This is a genomic window from Rhizobium sp. WSM409 (assembly GCF_057653825.1).
The window spans coordinates 884,474-900,564 of the sequence record NZ_CM172794.1 but is presented as its reverse complement, the minus strand read 5'-3'; the positions used below and the strand labels follow the sequence as shown (position 1 = coordinate 900,564).

At 54.4% G+C, this 16,091-nt stretch carries 17 protein-coding genes; 7 read left to right on the top strand and 10 right to left on the bottom strand.

Features of this window, described 5'->3' with window-relative positions:
* Positions 1-96: 96 nt before the first annotated feature.
* The 10 genes from AC25BC_RS04480 to AC25BC_RS04435 form a co-directional block, all read right to left on the bottom strand.
* Positions 97-402, bottom strand: coding sequence for a hypothetical protein (locus AC25BC_RS04480; RefSeq protein ID WP_128440222.1), 306 nt, complete (start codon positions 400-402; stop codon positions 97-99).
* Positions 403-540: 138 nt separating this feature from the next.
* The gene (locus AC25BC_RS04475) at positions 541-1,098 is read right to left on the bottom strand and encodes an acyltransferase (RefSeq protein WP_128440221.1); all 558 of its coding nucleotides are present in this window, start codon (positions 1,096-1,098) and stop codon (positions 541-543) included.
* Between the two features lie 163 nt (positions 1,099-1,261).
* On the bottom strand, positions 1,262-1,810 hold the full coding sequence (locus AC25BC_RS04470) for a class I SAM-dependent methyltransferase (protein WP_245459909.1): 549 nt from the start codon (positions 1,808-1,810) through the stop codon (positions 1,262-1,264).
* 288 nt (positions 1,811-2,098) lie between these two features.
* Complete coding sequence (locus tag AC25BC_RS04465) at positions 2,099-2,458, bottom strand: hypothetical protein (protein WP_128440219.1); 360 nt, start codon at positions 2,456-2,458, stop codon at positions 2,099-2,101.
* A gap of 2 nt (positions 2,459-2,460) precedes the next feature.
* Positions 2,461-3,639: a hypothetical protein gene (locus AC25BC_RS04460; RefSeq protein WP_245459908.1), complete on the bottom strand. Its 1,179-nt coding sequence runs from the start codon at positions 3,637-3,639 to the stop codon at positions 2,461-2,463.
* 143 nt (positions 3,640-3,782) lie between these two features.
* Positions 3,783-4,079, bottom strand: coding sequence for a hypothetical protein (locus tag AC25BC_RS04455; RefSeq protein WP_003554972.1), 297 nt, complete (start codon positions 4,077-4,079; stop codon positions 3,783-3,785).
* Positions 4,079-5,701 (bottom strand): IS66 family transposase, encoded by a 1,623-nt coding sequence (tnpC, locus tag AC25BC_RS04450; RefSeq protein ID WP_017995947.1) that lies wholly within the window; start codon positions 5,699-5,701, stop codon positions 4,079-4,081. The genes AC25BC_RS04455 and tnpC overlap by 1 nt, the downstream gene beginning before the upstream one ends.
* A gap of 63 nt (positions 5,702-5,764) precedes the next feature.
* Entirely contained in the window at positions 5,765-6,058 is a 294-nt protein-coding gene (tnpB, locus tag AC25BC_RS04445) for an IS66 family insertion sequence element accessory protein TnpB (protein WP_245459852.1), read from the bottom strand.
* A 50-nt stretch (positions 6,059-6,108) separates the two neighbouring features.
* Complete coding sequence (gene tnpA / locus AC25BC_RS04440) at positions 6,109-6,477, bottom strand: IS66-like element accessory protein TnpA (RefSeq protein ID WP_128439531.1); 369 nt, start codon at positions 6,475-6,477, stop codon at positions 6,109-6,111.
* 394 nt (positions 6,478-6,871) lie between these two features.
* Entirely contained in the window at positions 6,872-8,557 is a 1,686-nt protein-coding gene (locus AC25BC_RS04435; protein ID WP_128440270.1) for a hypothetical protein, read from the bottom strand.
* A gap of 401 nt (positions 8,558-8,958) precedes the next feature.
* Here AC25BC_RS04435 and AC25BC_RS04430 point away from each other — a divergent pair, with 401 nt between their 5' ends.
* The 7 genes from AC25BC_RS04430 to AC25BC_RS04400 all read left to right on the top strand — a co-directional run bounded on the left by AC25BC_RS04430 (position 8,959) and on the right by AC25BC_RS04400 (position 16,078).
* Complete coding sequence (locus AC25BC_RS04430) at positions 8,959-10,026, top strand: lysylphosphatidylglycerol synthase transmembrane domain-containing protein (protein WP_245459910.1); 1,068 nt, start codon at positions 8,959-8,961, stop codon at positions 10,024-10,026.
* Between the two features lie 3 nt (positions 10,027-10,029).
* The gene (locus AC25BC_RS04425; RefSeq protein ID WP_128440271.1) at positions 10,030-11,361 is read left to right on the top strand and encodes a glycosyltransferase family 2 protein; all 1,332 of its coding nucleotides are present in this window, start codon (positions 10,030-10,032) and stop codon (positions 11,359-11,361) included.
* A gap of 2 nt (positions 11,362-11,363) precedes the next feature.
* Positions 11,364-12,146, top strand: a complete 783-nt coding sequence (locus tag AC25BC_RS04420; RefSeq protein ID WP_128440272.1) for a class I SAM-dependent methyltransferase — start codon at positions 11,364-11,366, stop codon at positions 12,144-12,146.
* A 2-nt stretch (positions 12,147-12,148) separates the two neighbouring features.
* The gene (locus AC25BC_RS04415) at positions 12,149-12,898 is read left to right on the top strand and encodes an FkbM family methyltransferase (protein ID WP_245459914.1); all 750 of its coding nucleotides are present in this window, start codon (positions 12,149-12,151) and stop codon (positions 12,896-12,898) included.
* 16 nt (positions 12,899-12,914) lie between these two features.
* Positions 12,915-13,778 (top strand): FkbM family methyltransferase, encoded by an 864-nt coding sequence (locus tag AC25BC_RS04410; protein WP_128440274.1) that lies wholly within the window; start codon positions 12,915-12,917, stop codon positions 13,776-13,778.
* A gap of 311 nt (positions 13,779-14,089) precedes the next feature.
* Positions 14,090-15,097 (top strand): fatty acid desaturase family protein, encoded by a 1,008-nt coding sequence (locus AC25BC_RS04405; RefSeq protein WP_128440275.1) that lies wholly within the window; start codon positions 14,090-14,092, stop codon positions 15,095-15,097.
* 30 nt (positions 15,098-15,127) lie between these two features.
* On the top strand, positions 15,128-16,078 hold the full coding sequence (locus tag AC25BC_RS04400; protein ID WP_245459911.1) for a class I SAM-dependent methyltransferase: 951 nt from the start codon (positions 15,128-15,130) through the stop codon (positions 16,076-16,078).
* The last annotated feature ends 13 nt before the right edge of the window (positions 16,079-16,091 follow it).

Genomic DNA, 16,091 nt, shown 5'->3' with positions numbered 1-16,091 from the left:
GCGTCAGAGTTTATTGTATGCGGTGCATCACGATGGCCAGTTGACGACGCTTGCTGCCCCTATGGCCGCCTCTGCATCGGTTGCCGCGTCGATCGCCTACTTAGTCCCGAGGCGTGTGGCCTCGATCGCCGCCCCGATCGTCTGCCAGGTGGTAAAGCTTGCATTGATGACGTTCGCGACCTCTGCGGTCGTTGCTCCCGTGATGCCGACCTCGGCGAGGAGCAGCGGATAATCCTCGTCGACAGGTGCGGCCGCTTCCAGATAGGCGCCAGCCTCATCGGCGTTCTCCGCATAGATCAGAGCTTGGCCGGCGCCGGCCGTGATGTATTCCCGGCGCTCGGTCTCGGCTGCCGCGTCGATCGCCGCTTTAAGCGCTGCCTTCAACGCCAGTGGATTGACCACGCGGCTCGCCTGCGATGGTCAAGAGAAGGAGCTTGAGTTAAAAATCACATGGCACGACGGCATCAATGGCCGCGCATGATGCGCTCGATACAGTGCGGGACGCGGTACGTCCCAATTCGACCCCACTTACAATCCGAGTTAAGTGCGATATTTGACGACTTTCGCCGGTGAACCCACCGCGATCGCATAATCGGGAATATCGGCCGTAACGACGGAATTTGCTCCAATCACGGCACCGGTTCCTATCGTGACGTTCATCAGTATTTTGGCACCCGCGCCAATCCAGACGTCATCACCAATTTCGACAAAGCCGATTTCGGCCTTCTGAAGCCTGATCGGTACGTCTCGCCTCATACCGTGGCCGTGATCGATGATCTGGACATCCGAGCCGATCAGCACATCATTGCCTATGGATATGCGGTTCTTGGCCGTGATGATGTTCCGGCGCCCGATGACGGTGTTGTTTCCAATAGACACCTTCGGCTCAGGCATCGTGAGCTGGAAGAACGAATAGTCTTGGATCGTGACATTGCTGCCGACCTCGAGAACAGCGTGCTTCACCATCCGGAACTCGGCGCTGCGCTTGACAACCAGGTTCGAGCCGGCGCGACTGAAGTAGCGAAATCGCTTGTAGGTGGTAACGAGGCGCTGAAGAATTCCTCCGCGATTCCGGTACGACGCTTTATCGGCTGCCATGATTTCCTCCGAGTTTGGAGGTCATTAGCTCACGCCGTCAGTTATTGCCAGAGATCGCGTGTGCATATCCCCGTTAGAAGCTCCGGGCACGCCGCCCATTGCGCAAAACGCCTGATCGGGCGCCCCGAAGAGCGCCCTGTTATTGAATTTTCACGGTGGTGGTCTACCGCCTCTTAAACAGCAGATCGGCGCCGTACATGCCTTTGGCGCCTTGGATGAGGCCGCCATTTCTATCTGCAATGCGGTTTACCAGCTCGAAGCCTGCTCCAGATGCGATATCGATCAGACGCCGCTCTGAAATTGTCCTGTGCGGGTATCGGACTACAATATCTTTGAAACCTTCTGGGATCGGGCCGGCGCCGTTGTTGAACAGCATCGAATGCTGAACCCTGAACTGGTCCGTCTCAGAAAGGGTGTTCCGCGCCAGGAAGGCATAACCGGTCGTCTTGGAGAGGCCGCGCTTCCAAAGCGCATACGGGTCTTCCAGATATTGGAATGTGCCGCTGCTATAGAAAATATCGATACGATCCGGCAGTTCTGTTGAGAATGCGATCAATGGCCGAAGCTTTGCCGCAGCCTTCACCATTGCTGGCGTTTCGATCACGACGAATGACATTGCCGGGAACTTCCGATGCAGAACGGAGCACGATTCGCCGGCAGACCCACCGAAATCCACGAACGCACCGGAACCATCCGACATAATCTCGATCAACTCCGCCACCGGCCGAACATAATCTTCTTCATGCCCTACTATGGCTTGGGACCGTTTGGCTCTAAAACGTGTAAGAACCTCCGCTTGGTAATCTGATTTTGCTGCTTTAGATGCGCGAAGCCATGACCTATATCTTTTTTTGATGGCTCTATTTTCAGCGAAGTCTCGGATGAAATTTCGAATGATGATCAGGGGATGTATGCGCCTCAAGGTTCAAGCCCTCTTAATGATGCCGCATCTTTAGATAGAATGGGTGTTGGTTGCCAATATGTTTTAGCTGCTCCGCCGTCATATTTTCGACGCCGCCTCGAAGAACGCATCGATCTGCGAACCGGAAAATCCCATGGCAGCGAACCCGGCCAACATCATCGGACTGTCCTTGACGAAGATCACGGAATACTCATACGCGATCTGAACGTCTCGGGGCTGTTGAGCCACCCACAGGTCAACGGCGTCGATCAACCCAGACGCAAGGAGGTGGAGCTTGAACTGTCGGGCGGAAACAAAAGAGACCGAAGCCTTCTGGTGAAGGAATGCCTGGACCTCTTCGGCCAGGCCATCGATCGCCTCTTGTGCGATTTCCTGTCTGCCGGCGAACACGCCTTTGATTGCGCCATTTTCGTCGCGCATCACGTAAACCAAAGTCATGATCAAGCTCCATTCAGGCGTGGCACGGTATAGTCGTTAAAGCCGTTTGATCGCAATGTGTACGATACGCTACCGACCGTCGTGATGGCGTAAAAGGTTACAATCCCCGTTGATCGCGATCGGCTGCGAGCAGATACGCGGCCCGCTTGTGCTGTGTTGCCCGCGTTGACATTGAAGGCTGCAACAGGAGATGTGACAGCATCAGCACCCACGCCAAGCTCGCCGGATGAATTGGCCGCCGAATTAACCGCAAGCATCCAATAAATTTCAGTAGCAATCCCGGCAGGAGTGCCAACTGGCTGTATATCGTTGGCAGCTATGCCGGAACCGTTGTATTCCTGCACGGCGGTGGTAATTCGATATTCGTTACCATCCTGAACATACTGGCGAATGACATTGCCAGACGTGGTCAAAACGACGTTTACGCGCCCAACAACCTCCCAACCTGTTAGATTTCCTGTTGAAACGAGCGCCGGGTCAGATTGCAGACTTGCAACCCAATCGCCAACGCCTGTTGTCAGGTTGCGCACAGAGTGAACGAAATACGTTTTGCTCGCCTGAATGACGCCAGTGTCAAGGAACCCGCCGCTATTGCCGGCCGTGAAGGTGGTGGACAGGGATTTTGTCAGCGCGGAAGCATATACGACGTTCTTGGAATTGAAGAACACCTCGCCGGTTTTTATCTGAATAGAAGTGCTGGATACATAGACGGTCTCACACCCGACGACGTTGTTGATCTCCGATTTAGCCTGGACCTTGGCAATCAGCTTATCAGTGAAGAACGCTGTCCCACTGCAGACGATGAAGGTGGAATACCCGTTCGGAACGACAAGCGTTGCCGCGCCGTCGATCGTCTCCACCCCGTTTGGATCAATCGTCACGTCCCCGCCGTCGGCAATGACGCAATAGTGCCAGTTTGCGCCGAGCGTCGACGCTGCGGTCAGGGTGAGTGTCGCGGCCGCGGTAAAGCGATGAACCGCGTTGTCGTCGGATGCGAGCGCGGTGTAATCGCCCGACTTGGCCGCATAGACCAGAGCCTGATCGAACGAGACGTCGACGCCGTTCTGGGTGAACCCAAGCAGGCCGCCGCCTTTCAGATAGAGGCCGGTCTGCGGAGTCGAGGCAAAGCCGAGGCCCGGGCCGGACACGGTTCCGCCTGCGGCCTTGAGGGGCGCGATCATCGGCGCTGAGCCGTCGCGCGGCAGCGAATTGGTGATTTCGTTGCCGAGGTCGGTGGTCAGCGCGTTCCACGGCGCCGGGTCGATAACCTGGCCGACGGAAGGTGTCGTGCCGGCGGGCCTGGAATAGAGTAACCGCCCGATTGCTACCGCGGCGATTTTGCTTTGATGCGAGCGACGAGCAGCTCGTCGTCAACAAAGCTGTCGAGGAAGTCGTTCCATTCTTGGGGTGAGCGGCGGGCGTCTTTGAGCATCTGCTCCAATTCGTCCATGCCGTCGTCCGTCAGTGCGGTCACGGATTCGTCGTCTCCGGTGTACACGGAGATGATGCTGCCGTAGCTCAGATTATCATCGTTGGAGACGATTGCCTGAAGAAGTTCCGGGTCCTCTTCGAGAATTTCGGCAACAAATTTGATCGTACGGACGTAGGTGACTGTCGCCATCAGGCTGCCTTTGCGTCGATTGCGGTGATCGTCGACCAGTTCCACGGAAGGAGTTCGTCGAGTCGATTGATCTTGTGATCGTGGATGCGATCGAGCACGTCAGTCAGATAGGCTTGCGGATCAAGACCATTCATCTTTGCCGTCTCGATGATCGTCATGGCGCGTGCCAAGGTCTCCGCTCCCGTATCGGCTCCCGCGAAGAGCCAGTTCCGTCTTCCCACGCCTATCGGCCGCAGTGCCCGCTCGGCGGCATTGTTGTCGATCGCAACGCGACCGTCTTCGAGGAACAGACAGAGCGAAGACCATCGGCTCAATCCGTAGCGGAAAGCTGTCGCCAGATCGCTTTTGCCCGGAATGCGCGTGAGTTGAGCTTCAGCCCAGTGGCGGAATGCATCGACCTTAGGCTTGCTCTGGGTCTGACGCGCGGCAAGCCGGATCTCAGGAGGCTGCCCATTGATGCCACGCTCGATGTCGTAAAGCGCTCCGATGCGATCGAGAGCCTCTCGCGCGATCTCGGACTTGTTTGATGTCCAGATATCGTGGAAGTCTCGTCGCCAATGAGCCCAGCAGGCGGCTTCCTTGAAGCGAGATGTTCCATTCTCTCCAGGCGAGTATAGCTTGCCATATCCTTTGTAGCCGTCAGCCTGAAGGATGCCGCTTGATTGCTTGAGGTGGCGGTGGACGTGCTCTTCTTTCCAGTCAGGAGCAAAATAGTAGACTGCACCGGGCGGGGAAGTCCCCACCCATGGACGTTGATCCCGGACATACGTCCAGATCCTGCCCTTCTTCACACCCTTGCCCAACCCCTTGTCTCGCAGCGAGCGATCCAGCACTCGGATCGGGGTGTCGTCGGCATGAAGGAGGTCACTTGCCATAATCGCCGTTTCGATCCGCTCGATGAGAGGCTGAAGCACCTGCATGGCGCGACCACACCAATCAACCATCGTGCTGTCGGGAATGTCGGCGCCCATGCGGGCGAAGATCTCGTTCAGACGGTACAGTGGCAAATGGTCGTCGAACTTCGAGACCAGAATGTACGCCAAGAGGCCAGCGCCGGCCATGCTGCCCGGTATCGGGCGGCTGGGTGCTGCCACCTGCACCATTTTCTCGCAGCAGCGGCAGGACTTCTTCAGTCGAGAAACTTCGATGACTTTCATCTGCGCGGCGATCATGTCGAGGATTTCGCTGACGTCCTCACCGACAAGACGCAATTCACCTCCGCATTCCGGGCAGCAGGAGCCAGGATCGAGCTCTCGGCGCTCGCGAACCGCCTTGTCCGAGACGCGTGGGCGCCGGCGCATGATCTTTTCAGATGTATCCGCCAAGGGAACAACAGACGCCGCCTCATCAGGTTCATCGATTGGCGCCGTACTGCCTTCAGCGGCGGCGATCAACAGATCCTCAAGCGCTAGTTCCAACTGCTCGATTTCACGCTCAATCTTTTCAGACGACTTGCCGAAGACCTGTTTCTTCAGCTTGGCAATGCGCAGCCGCAGCGTTTGGATTAACTGATCATGCGCTTGCAATGTGGCCGACATCTTCGCGTTTTCCGCCTGCAAAGCGGCAATCATTGCCTTGAGAAAGGCTGGATCGTCCGGAAGATTTGTCGTCGCGCTAGACATGATCCTGACTACCACGAGCCAGGATAAATTTCCATAAAAACCAGTGGTTTCAGTGGGATAAAATCACCCGACACGGGCCGGTGGCGCACCCCAATCAGGACGACGCCAATCGATCCCTTCCCACAACATCGCCAGTTGGGCCGACGTCAGCCGGGCAGTCCCGTCGGATGCAGAAGGCCAAGGAAACCGCCCCTTCTGCAAGATCTTGTAATACAGGCAGAAGCCCTGGCCATCAAAATACAGCAGCTTCAAACGATCGCCACGCTTGCCGCGAAAGGCGAAGACCGCGCCGCCAGTCGGCTTCTGACGCAAAACATCCTGCGCAAGCACGGCAAGGCCTTCTACTCCCTTGCGCATGTCCGTGATCCCGCACGCAAGATACACCCGAACGCCGGTCCCAGGCCCAATCATGCTGCTTCCACTGCCCGGATAACCTGCGTCAGGACGCTGGGGGCCACCGAACTCTCGAAGCGAAGGGTGCGGCCGCAGCTCAATCGTAGCTCAATCATCCCGAAGCAGCTCTCCCTCAATTCAGGGGCATCGTTCTGCACGGCATTCAGATCGACGGGAATGAACAATGCACTCGAAGACACCGAGAGCAGCCCCTTCTTCTTGAGCTCGCTACGCCAGGCGTATATCTGCTGCCGCGTTACATCGTGACGACGAGCAATCTCTGTGATCGTGGCTCCAGAAACCCCAACCGACATGACAATTGCAAGCTTGTCTTCTTCGCGCCACCGCCGTCGACGTTCCTGCCCAAGAATTTCAACGCGCATCGCAATCCTCGCCTAAGACACGTCGCTAACGACGTCGTTAAACACGTGTCTTAGGCCATCAGGGCGCTAGGCGGCAGGCGGTGCCAATCGCGCGGTTACGGAATAGACGCCGGTGGATGGGTTTCTGGGCATTCATCGTCTCCAAAGAAAAAAGGCCCCGCGGAATGCGAGGCCATAGTGGTGGTGTGGCGACGGCGGGTGCATGGGCGGCCGTATTTTGCACGAGTTGAGCACGCGGAAATCGACAGCCTCGATCTGCCGCCTCAAGATCGCGGATATGGCAATGCACCCGCCTCTTCTAAGGCGGGTATTTGAATTTGTCCGTTGTTGAGATCGGGCAATGGGGGGAAGGCCAGACCCGAGAGAGCCACCCGGCTTTCGCCTGTCCTGACCCTTAAAGCGCCCGCAGGGTTACATTTACCAGTTCAGCCAGATAATTTTTCAAGCCACTAGGCTCGATGAAGCGGTAATAGAGGTATGCAGATGCGACGGAAGCATCGTTCCATGATCTTTGCGTGGTTCTGATTTCCAGTTCGGCTTGTGGGCCTTTCAGATCGATATCCCTCGCACTGGCCCAAGCATTGCAGAAAAATGCGATGCGATCAGGAAGTTTGGAGTGGACGGGTCTCACGCCCGGCTGTGTATCAATACCGAAGAATGTGATGTGCCCGGGTGTGAAAGCCATTCTGGACTGTCCGCCCCAAAGCATGCGGAATTTTGAGGTATAGTCAGCAAACCCATACTCCGAGACTTCCGGAGATATCGGAAGTTTGTCGGCTATCCAATAAACCGAAAAAGCAGACCATTCAGGATGATCAGCGAGATACTGAGACACAGCCAGATCCTTCGCTGCCCGCGCTTGCCATGCCGCGTAACTCTCCCACCACCGGCCGGTAAACACGATGAGAAGTCCTAGAAACAACACAACTGCTACGCTCTGGCTTCGAAGGTTGGTCGATCTGAATTTGACAACTCGCCATATGCCGATGCCCACCACGGATATTGGCAACGGCATAAGCATCGCGTTTCTCATCAATACGCCGGGTGCAGGGCTCTTATTAACAAGGATATAAGGGAGCGTTCCACATAGCAGCAAAAAGAGCCCAAAGCCGATAATCTTGAAACCGTCACCACGTCGTTCATCCAATTCAGCGTTTCGAGCATCTCCCCTGTTCACGAACACGAAGCACGCGACAAAAAGGATCGAACACACCGCAGCACCCAGGTAAAGATACGAATTCCAATCATCAAGGCTCTTTACCAAAGGAAAGACTATTCCATTGGCAATGAACTGGTAGGAATTCTTTGCGATGCTTTCAGCATCGAGGGAGAAGCCGTTGTAGTTACTGTATAACCCTGATCTTTGATAGAAAATTGCCTTATAAACCCAGTACGCGAGGGGCAGAATGGTGAAATCCGCTCGGGCTAGGCAGAAGGACCAAAATGTCGAGATCAATTCCCGCGCATGACGAACTCGGCGCCCTGTCCTTCTCAGCCACACCGCATAGACGAGCACGAAACCAGCCGCATAGAGCACCAGCAAGGAGTTGAGTGTGAATGCAATGAAATAGATGCAAATTGCCAGCGCTCGGAGGAGATAGTGGCTCCTTCCGCGCATCCACTCAATTGACAGAAACAAATACGTAGCCAATAGAAAAAGGGCATAGGCATTAAAGTATATCGAATATGTAAAAATAACCGTGATTGTGGGGATTGGCAGCAACTGCGTGAATATTGCGAGCACCAAAGACTCTCGCTCCGAAAAAAATCCAGACTTTGAAGCGAGGAGATAGGAGAAGATCGCAATAAAGTAGACGCCGATTATGACAGTGGATTTTAAAAGAAATACATTCCCAGCGAAGGCCATCGGCCAAACATAATACGTAAAGACCGGCACCCCTGCCGAGGAAAACATGTCCGCGATGGCGATCCAATCATTGTAGATCAACGTTGGAAATAAACCAGCGTCCTCGGCAAAGATCCCTTCATTGAAGAAGGCCATCCAATGGGTGAAGAGAACAGCAATCGTCAGCAAAAGCAAACTACTCACTTTCGGCTTGGCTTGAAGCTGATCACGCATCTCATTTCCCGCGCACTAGAATTTTCGGATATCGAGCCTTTGCGGAGCGATTTTCTAAATCAATCACGGTCGTAAGCAAGAGCAAAATCCCGCTCATCCGTGCTTGGTATTTATCTGCCCCGGTTCGCGCCTACCTAGCGAACCAACTGATTCAGCTTGCTTAAGCTCCTCTTTCGCAGAAGGCAACGAAAGCACCAATTCGCTGCCGGGCGATGGTTCGGCGCAGTTTGCCGCGCTGGAATAAACACGCCTGTGTGCGACCCGGAAATAGGAGACTTGTGGGTACCGTAAATTGATGCTGCGCCGCAATAAAACTATTGGTAGCGGGCCGCCGGTTTGTGTTGTAGGGGGTCGTTTCATCCTTGACTCGCACTTGCCGCCAATTGAAACGCAGGCCCTCTATGCTCAAACGTCTCGTCAAAAACGCTCTACCCAGTTCGCACTGGCGGATGCGTGAGAGGTTGCACAAATCATGGAGCAAAGCAGCGGCGGCGGCTCCCGCGTATCAACGCCTGCAGATGCTTATAGCCTCGGCAATAAGCATTGTCCTCCTGATATTCCTGCTAAGGGCGGTGGATTGGGAGGAAGCCATCCGCATTTTTCGTAGCGGAATATCCGGCACATCGCTCCTGTGGTTTCTGCTTGTTACCGTCGGTATCGCTGTAGGTTATGCGGTGCGATGGCGCCTGTTGCTGGATGGTAAGATCGGTTACGGAACGTCCCTCATGGCCTCCCTACTCGGTCTAGGCGCCAACATGTTCCTTCCTGCGAGAGGTGGAGACCTTTTGCGTGTACATTACAGCCGAGTTGTCGCGACTGTCCCCTACGCAGACGCTCTTGGTAGGCTTCTGATCGAAAAGATGGTTGACTTGGTGACGATCATTTCTGTCGGCATATTTTCTTTGGTTTTACTGAACCATACATTGAATTCTGAATACCGAAATGTTCTTCTGGTCATCATGTTTGGTGCAATAGTTGGGATATTTCTATCGGCAGTGCTGGTAAGGTATTTCGGCGATCGGCTTGTCCCGATATTGCGGCCAGTCTTTGGTGTTATGCGACTGCAGGATTTCTTTGACCGTCACATCACCAATTTCATTCGAAATTCGGCACAAAGCTTATCTCTTTCCGTGACCATCGTTCCGGCCGTTCTCACGCTAGTTTTGTGGCTTTCGGCATACGCCCTTGCATATATCTTCGTCGCCCGGTTTGTCGGTGTCGCGCTGAGTTATCAAGAGTCGTTGTTCGTATTGTTCGCTGGCGGGTTAGGCCTGATGATCCCAGCTGCGCCATCCGGAGTCGGTACCTTTCATGCATCCGTCGTTTCGGCATTCGTACTACTAGGGCGTTCGCCCTCGGAGGGGTTGCTCCTGGCGACGGCCGTTCATTTTCTTTTTTTTGTGGTGTACGTCGTGCCTGCAGCCCTCATTCTGGGACATTGGCGCTTGAACCGCTTGGCGCCGAGGTAACTTATGAGGGACTATTTCTATTCTCAATTGAGAAGGTACATTGGCCTCTTTGTCTTGGGCCAGAATTCCGTGGTCGAGATCGATCCGACGACGCCGCTGTTGATTGGTAAATTCCCTCAGGGCAAGGTAACTTTTCGCTCGAGAACGCAAGCTGCAGAACCTCTGAATGAGTTTGACGAGCACAAGGTCGTCAAGATCGAAGACGTCACTGACACCAAACCTGATTACCTGGTCATCAGCGGCCTCATCCATTACGAACGAGACATACAGAGCATGTTCGCTCAGGCACGTGCATTGTGTTCGCCAGAGACACGCCTTGTTCTTACCTATTACAGTAGTATGTGGCGGCCACTTGCGACTCTCGCGTCGAAGTTCGGTCTGCGCCGGCGGGTTCCTGAATCAAACTGGCTTGCCCATGAAGACGTCCAGAATCTTCTGACGCTTGAAGACTTCGAATTGATACGACTGGACCAGAAGATCCTGATCCCGTTCTATATCCCACTTATCAGCGGGTTCGTTAATCGCTGCCTTGCTCCTCTTCCGCTCCTTCGAACTCTCTGCCTTCTCAATATTGCGATTGCTAGGCCGATTGGCTACGCCGCTCCGAAGGCCGAACCTTCGGTGTCGATCGTCGTTCCAGCGCGAAACGAGGCCGGTAATATCGAGGATATCGTCAAGCGGCTCCCGGATATGGGGCCGGATGACGAACTCATTTTTATCGAAGGCAATTCTACGGACACGACTTGGAAAGCGATCCAAGAGGTGCAGCAGCGTTATGGAAGCGAACGGTCGATCCTCATTGCCCAGCAGGACGGCAAGGGAAAAGGCGACGCCGTCAGGAAGGGTTTCTCCATCGCCACAAAGGATGTCCTGATGATTCTTGACGCGGACATGACCGTTCCGCCCGAGGATTTGCCCAAATTCTACAATGCGATCAAGGACGGGAAAGGCGAGTTCATTAACGGCACTCGCTTGGTCTATCCCATGGAAAAGGAGGCGATGCGCTTCTTCAACCTTCTGGGCAACAAGTTTTTCGCATTGGCTTTCTCCTTCGTTCTCGGCCAGAGGTACAAAGATACGCTATGCGGAACCAAGGTAATCAGCCGCTCCAACTATCTGAAGCTTCAGGCGAACAGATCCTACTTCGGTGATTTCGATCCTTTCGGCGATTTCGACTTGATCTTCGGTGCAGCGCGGATGGGCCTTAAGATCGTCGAGGTTCCGATCGGTTATCGCGAACGAGTCTATGGTGAGACAAACATCTCGCGTTGGCGCCACGGTGCCATTCTGTTGGCCATGCTGGTTTTTGCCGCCAGACGAATAAAGTTTCTCTGAGGATGGAAACCGAAAGCGCTCTCTATGATTCCGACCTTGCCCAGACGCTGGCAAATCGCGAGCGGCTGAGCGCAAATCCGAACCTGATGCACTGGTATGGTGAGCTCTACAAGGAGATGTTTCGGCAGGAGCCGGATATCGCCACGAAGACCGTGCTGGAAATCGGAAGCGGAACATCGCCTCTCAAGCGCTTCCTGCCGAATGTCATCACTTCCGATGTTCTGAAGCTAGATTATCTGGATATTGTCTTCGATTGCCACGAGATCGGGATGCTGCCTGATATCGCGGACCATAGCGTCGATGTGATTACCATGACCAATGTTCTGCATCACCTGAAGGATCCCCTCGCGTTCCTGCGCGGCGCGACGCGCAAGCTCGCAAAGGGCGGCAGGGTTTATGCAACAGAACCTTATTTATCTTGGCTGTCCTACCCGATGTATAAACTTCTTCATCATGAGCCGGTGGATCTCAGCATCCATCGTCCGGTTCTGGATACCGTACAGGGGCCGCTTTCGACCTCAAATCAGGCTATGCCGCATATGATTTTCTTTCAGCGGCCGGACTGGCTCGCCGAGCTTACGGATTGTTATAGCCTGGATGAGACTAGAATCAGCTATTTTACTTCGCTCTCCTATATGGCGACTGGCGGAATATCGAAGAAATTTCCTGTGCCCGGTTGGGCTTATAAGCCGTATTTCAAGATCGATAAGGTAATGAGCAGAACGCTGCCCAAGGTATTCGCCTCGTTCTTCACTGTCTGCCTCGTTTCAAAAGGCGAGGCGTGAAGATGGTTTTGCTTCGCCTCGCCGATTGGCTCTACCGACATTGCTATCCCATTTATTACCCGCTCTACTCCCTGTGGAAGGCGGTCTCGGAACGACGTGAGCGCACGCTCATGCGCAACATGATTTCACCGGGCATGATCGTCGCGGATATCGGTGCAAACATCGGAATTTACACCCGCATGTTCTCCGCGCTGACGGGAGCAACCGGCCATGTGCATGCCTTCGAGCCCGCACCGGCGAACTTCGAGAAGCTTGAAGCGACGGTAAACGGCATGTCGAATGTATCGCTGCGGCACGCGGCAGTAGGAGCCGGCAGCGGCACCATAAAGCTGTATGTTTCGAACGAGCTGAATGTCGATCACCGAACATTCGATAGCGGCGACGGGCGAGCGAGCATCGACGTCCCGTTGGTGAAGCTGGATGATTATTTTTCGCCGGGACAGCGGGTCGATTTTATCAAGATCGATGTTCAGGGTTATGAGCTGAGCGTTCTGCAGGGTGCGGAGCGGGTTCTGCGGGAAAATCGCGATATCAGGATATTCATGGAATTCTGGCCTTACGGTTTGTCGAAGGCGTTTGTGAATCCGTCCGAGCTGACCCAATTCCTGGAGATGCTGAATTTCGAGTTCCACAATATTGCGGATCCACCAGGCACAGCTTTCAGCTACGAAAGCCTCGATCCAACCAACGCGGGCCACTACTGCAACCTAGTCGTTGCAAGAAGAGCTTCCGCTAAACAAGATATCAATTAAAGGCAGCGTGCGGACGATGTTATCCACCAGCAACAAAATCCTGATCGCTCGTTACCTATCCAGGGCCGTCTTGTTCGTCCGCGGTTGCGTTGGCTTGCCTGCAACGATCGTAGCGCAGCGTCGCGGGATAAGCTGGTCGCTGGACTTGAGGGACGGCGTCGATTTCGCGATCTACCTCCTGGGCGGGTTCGAGGTGCGAACGCTCGACAGATATAGAGAGCTGATAAGGGACGGAGATATGGTCCTCGATATCGGCGCCAATGTCGGTTCTCACACCTTGCCTTTGGCTCAGTTGGTGGGAGGAAAGGGCAAGGTGATCTCCTTCGAGCCCACGGCTCACGCATTTTCGAAACAGAAGACAAATATCTCGCTCAACCCGACGCTCGCCCAACGAATTGACCCTCACCAGATGATGCTGATGGCAAGTGCGTCCGAAGCAATGCCAGACGCGGTCTATTCGAGCTGGCCGCTTGAAGTCGCAGACGATCTGCATAGCGAACATCACGGTCGTCTCATGTCGACGCAGGGCGCGCGGCTCGGTACCCTGGACGAAACCCTGCGGGGTCTTGGGGTCGACAAAGTTGATTTCATAAAACTTGACGTTGATGGCAATGAGCTTGAGGTTCTGCTCGGGGCGACGGCAACTCTTGAAAGATCCAAGCCGCGCATAATGCTTGAATTAGCGCCGTATGTTTATGCCGAGAATCCCGGAGACTTCGATCGGTTGCTGAAGCTTCTCTGGGACGGTGGCTACCAAATTGGAGACGTGGCATCCGGTAGAAAACTGCCGGAAGACGCCAGCAAAGTACGCGCGATGATAGCTGATGGTGGTGGTATGAACGTGATGGCTTTCGATAAGAGTCAAAAGGATTCTGGGTAACACGCCTCAGCTGCCAATTGTTGCCACGCGTCCTTTCCTTAAGGTAGCCGTGGCTGTTAGTGGAGGATTTTTCCTCTCGGCAGGAGACAGGCGATACGCAACGCGCTAACCCGTTTCTACTTGGTTGCCATCTCAATTGTGGTGTATTAATCCGGCGCCGGACACCGCAAGCAAGCGATACAGCCGACTGGGTTCTTGGAGAAGCTCTTTGTCGCGCCGTTCATCGTAAGACTAAGCAGTTTCGATATCGGCCTTTGGGCTGGCGCTTGCAGATGCGGTTAAATCTTCAATATCTGAGAATTGGTCACTGAATGGATGCGCAGTTCAATGAATGCATGAAGGTAGCAAGAAAGCTTGTCGACCCGAGTTTCCTTGAATCGTTGAAACAGCCCCAACCGCGCGCGATCATCGTGGCGACCGCGATGATCTGGCTTCAGATAGTTGCCTCCTGGTCGATCGCACTCCTCGGCCCTTGGTGGCTCCTATGGCTGCCATTCCTGATCAACTGCGCAGTAACGCAGGGCATGTTGCTCTGGGTTCACGAGGCATCGCATTTCCATCTCTACTCCGACCGCCGTAAAAACGATATCTGGTGCGACATGTTCTTTGCTGCACCTGTCGGGATGTCGGTCGCCGCGTATCGATTCCGCCACATGAGCCACCATGCACATCTGGGTACAGAGAAGGATGCGGATGGCTATCCCTATCGCGAGCCGATCAAGGGCTTTCGGGCGCTCGCCTGGGTCATGGTCAAGGCTTTGAGCGGGGGCATGGGAGTGTGGCTGGCGGCAGACAAATATGGTGGTTCGGCCCGAAAGCAGGCATCGGGGAACTCGCTGTCGCCTTCCTGGTTGGCGCCGATGGTGACTATCGTCTTCAACGGCTTGCTGTTTGCGCTCTGCATTGTGACAGGCCGCTGGTATCTTTACATTCTGCTATGGGGCTATCCCATCGCGGCGGTAGCGATCGCCCTGAATATCGTGCGCACCATTGCGGAGCATCAGCCAGAGGACTATCCAGTTTATAAGGACGGACGGGAACAGGCCATGATGCCGCTGGCTCGGACGACGGCGCCCAATTGGTTTGAAAAATGGCTTATGTACCAAGCAAATTTCAACTATCACATCGAACATCACCTATTCCCCGCCATTCCGCAGCACAATCTTGCAAAACTTCATAGGCACCTCTTCGAACGGGGGTTCTATAAGCATTTTCCGGGGTGCCTGCAGCGCAGCGGTTTTGCAAAATTCATCCGACTCTCGAGAAATCGTAAGAACGATGATTTCTCGGATTCGGTTCAAGATGCATTGGCTCTCTAAGGCGTTGCACGCGGAAAAACGAAGATTCAAGTGACAGCTCAGATAAGATCAATGTCGACGGCATGCTCCAGTTGTGGCAGTCAGGCCTCCACTATTGTTGCTACCGGGCAGGACTACATATATCACGGCACCGAAGACAACTTCAGATATGTTCGATGCGATGGTTGCGGTCATTTCTATCTCAATCCGAGGCCCGACATCAGCCAGCTGTCTTTGATGTATCCGGCCAACTACGGCACCTTCTCGAACAGATTTCAGGGCCGTGCAAATCTTCTTGGTCGAATAAAGACCATCGTCAATCGAAAGCGCTTGAAGGGTGTCGTCGCGCATCTTCCTTCGGGGGGAAGGGTGCTCGATGTGGGATGCGGCAACGGCGAACTTTTGATCGCACTTCGTCAAGCGCGTCCCGATCTTGAGCTTTTCGGTCTGGATTGGCATTTCCCAGTTGAAACGCGCAACAGCCTGGAAAGCCAGGGAATAGGTCTAATCGAAGCGCCGCTTGAGGCTGCGGAACTGCCGGCACAACCCTTTGATTTCATCATCATGCTCCAGCTTATAGAGCATCTTTGGGAGCCGGAGGAGAGCTTGCGACGCCTCGTCCGTGCCTTGGCGAAGGATGGCCGGCTGTTGATCGAAACGCCTAATACTGACGGCTGGGACAGGCGGCTCTTCGCAGGCGGTGCGTGGGGCGGGTATTATTTCCCGCGCCACTTGAACCTTTACAGTTTTGAGCGATTGGCTGAACTCCTGCGCAGAGTGGGGTTGGCCGTTGAATCTCAACGCAATCTTCCCGCTCCATTGATCTGGATTTACTCCCTCCAAGGAGCTGTGCAGGCGCGTTTCGGCTGGAAGAGTTCCTTGACGAAGATTTTCGGCGTCAAAAATATACCTTTGATTGCTGCCTTTGCTTTTCTTGATATCGCCGCCATCGCGATGAGGTTTACAACGTCAAACCAACAGGCAATATCGAGGAAGGTTTAGCTGGCGATTTCTG

Coding starts and splice junctions, on each gene's coding strand:
- AC25BC_RS04475 (WP_128440221.1), bottom strand. CDS start 1,098: ATGGCAGCCGATAAAGCGTCGTACCGGAATCGCGGAGGAATTCTTCAG.
- AC25BC_RS04465 (WP_128440219.1), bottom strand. CDS start 2,458: ATGACTTTGGTTTACGTGATGCGCGACGAAAATGGCGCAATCAAAGGC.
- AC25BC_RS04460 (WP_245459908.1), bottom strand. CDS start 3,639: ATGATCGCGCCCCTCAAGGCCGCAGGCGGAACCGTGTCCGGCCCGGGC.
- AC25BC_RS04455 (WP_003554972.1), bottom strand. CDS start 4,079: ATGGCGACAGTCACCTACGTCCGTACGATCAAATTTGTTGCCGAAATT.
- tnpC (WP_017995947.1), bottom strand. CDS start 5,701: ATGTCTAGCGCGACGACAAATCTTCCGGACGATCCAGCCTTTCTCAAG.
- tnpB (WP_245459852.1), bottom strand. CDS start 6,058: ATGCGCAAGGGAGTAGAAGGCCTTGCCGTGCTTGCGCAGGATGTTTTG.
- tnpA (WP_128439531.1), bottom strand. CDS start 6,477: ATGCGCGTTGAAATTCTTGGGCAGGAACGTCGACGGCGGTGGCGCGAA.
- AC25BC_RS04435 (WP_128440270.1), bottom strand. CDS start 8,557: ATGCGTGATCAGCTTCAAGCCAAGCCGAAAGTGAGTAGTTTGCTTTTG.
- AC25BC_RS04430 (WP_245459910.1), top strand. CDS start 8,959: ATGCTCAAACGTCTCGTCAAAAACGCTCTACCCAGTTCGCACTGGCGG.
- AC25BC_RS04425 (WP_128440271.1), top strand. CDS start 10,030: ATGAGGGACTATTTCTATTCTCAATTGAGAAGGTACATTGGCCTCTTT.
- AC25BC_RS04420 (WP_128440272.1), top strand. CDS start 11,364: ATGGAAACCGAAAGCGCTCTCTATGATTCCGACCTTGCCCAGACGCTG.
- AC25BC_RS04415 (WP_245459914.1), top strand. CDS start 12,149: ATGGTTTTGCTTCGCCTCGCCGATTGGCTCTACCGACATTGCTATCCC.
- AC25BC_RS04410 (WP_128440274.1), top strand. CDS start 12,915: ATGTTATCCACCAGCAACAAAATCCTGATCGCTCGTTACCTATCCAGG.
- AC25BC_RS04405 (WP_128440275.1), top strand. CDS start 14,090: ATGGATGCGCAGTTCAATGAATGCATGAAGGTAGCAAGAAAGCTTGTC.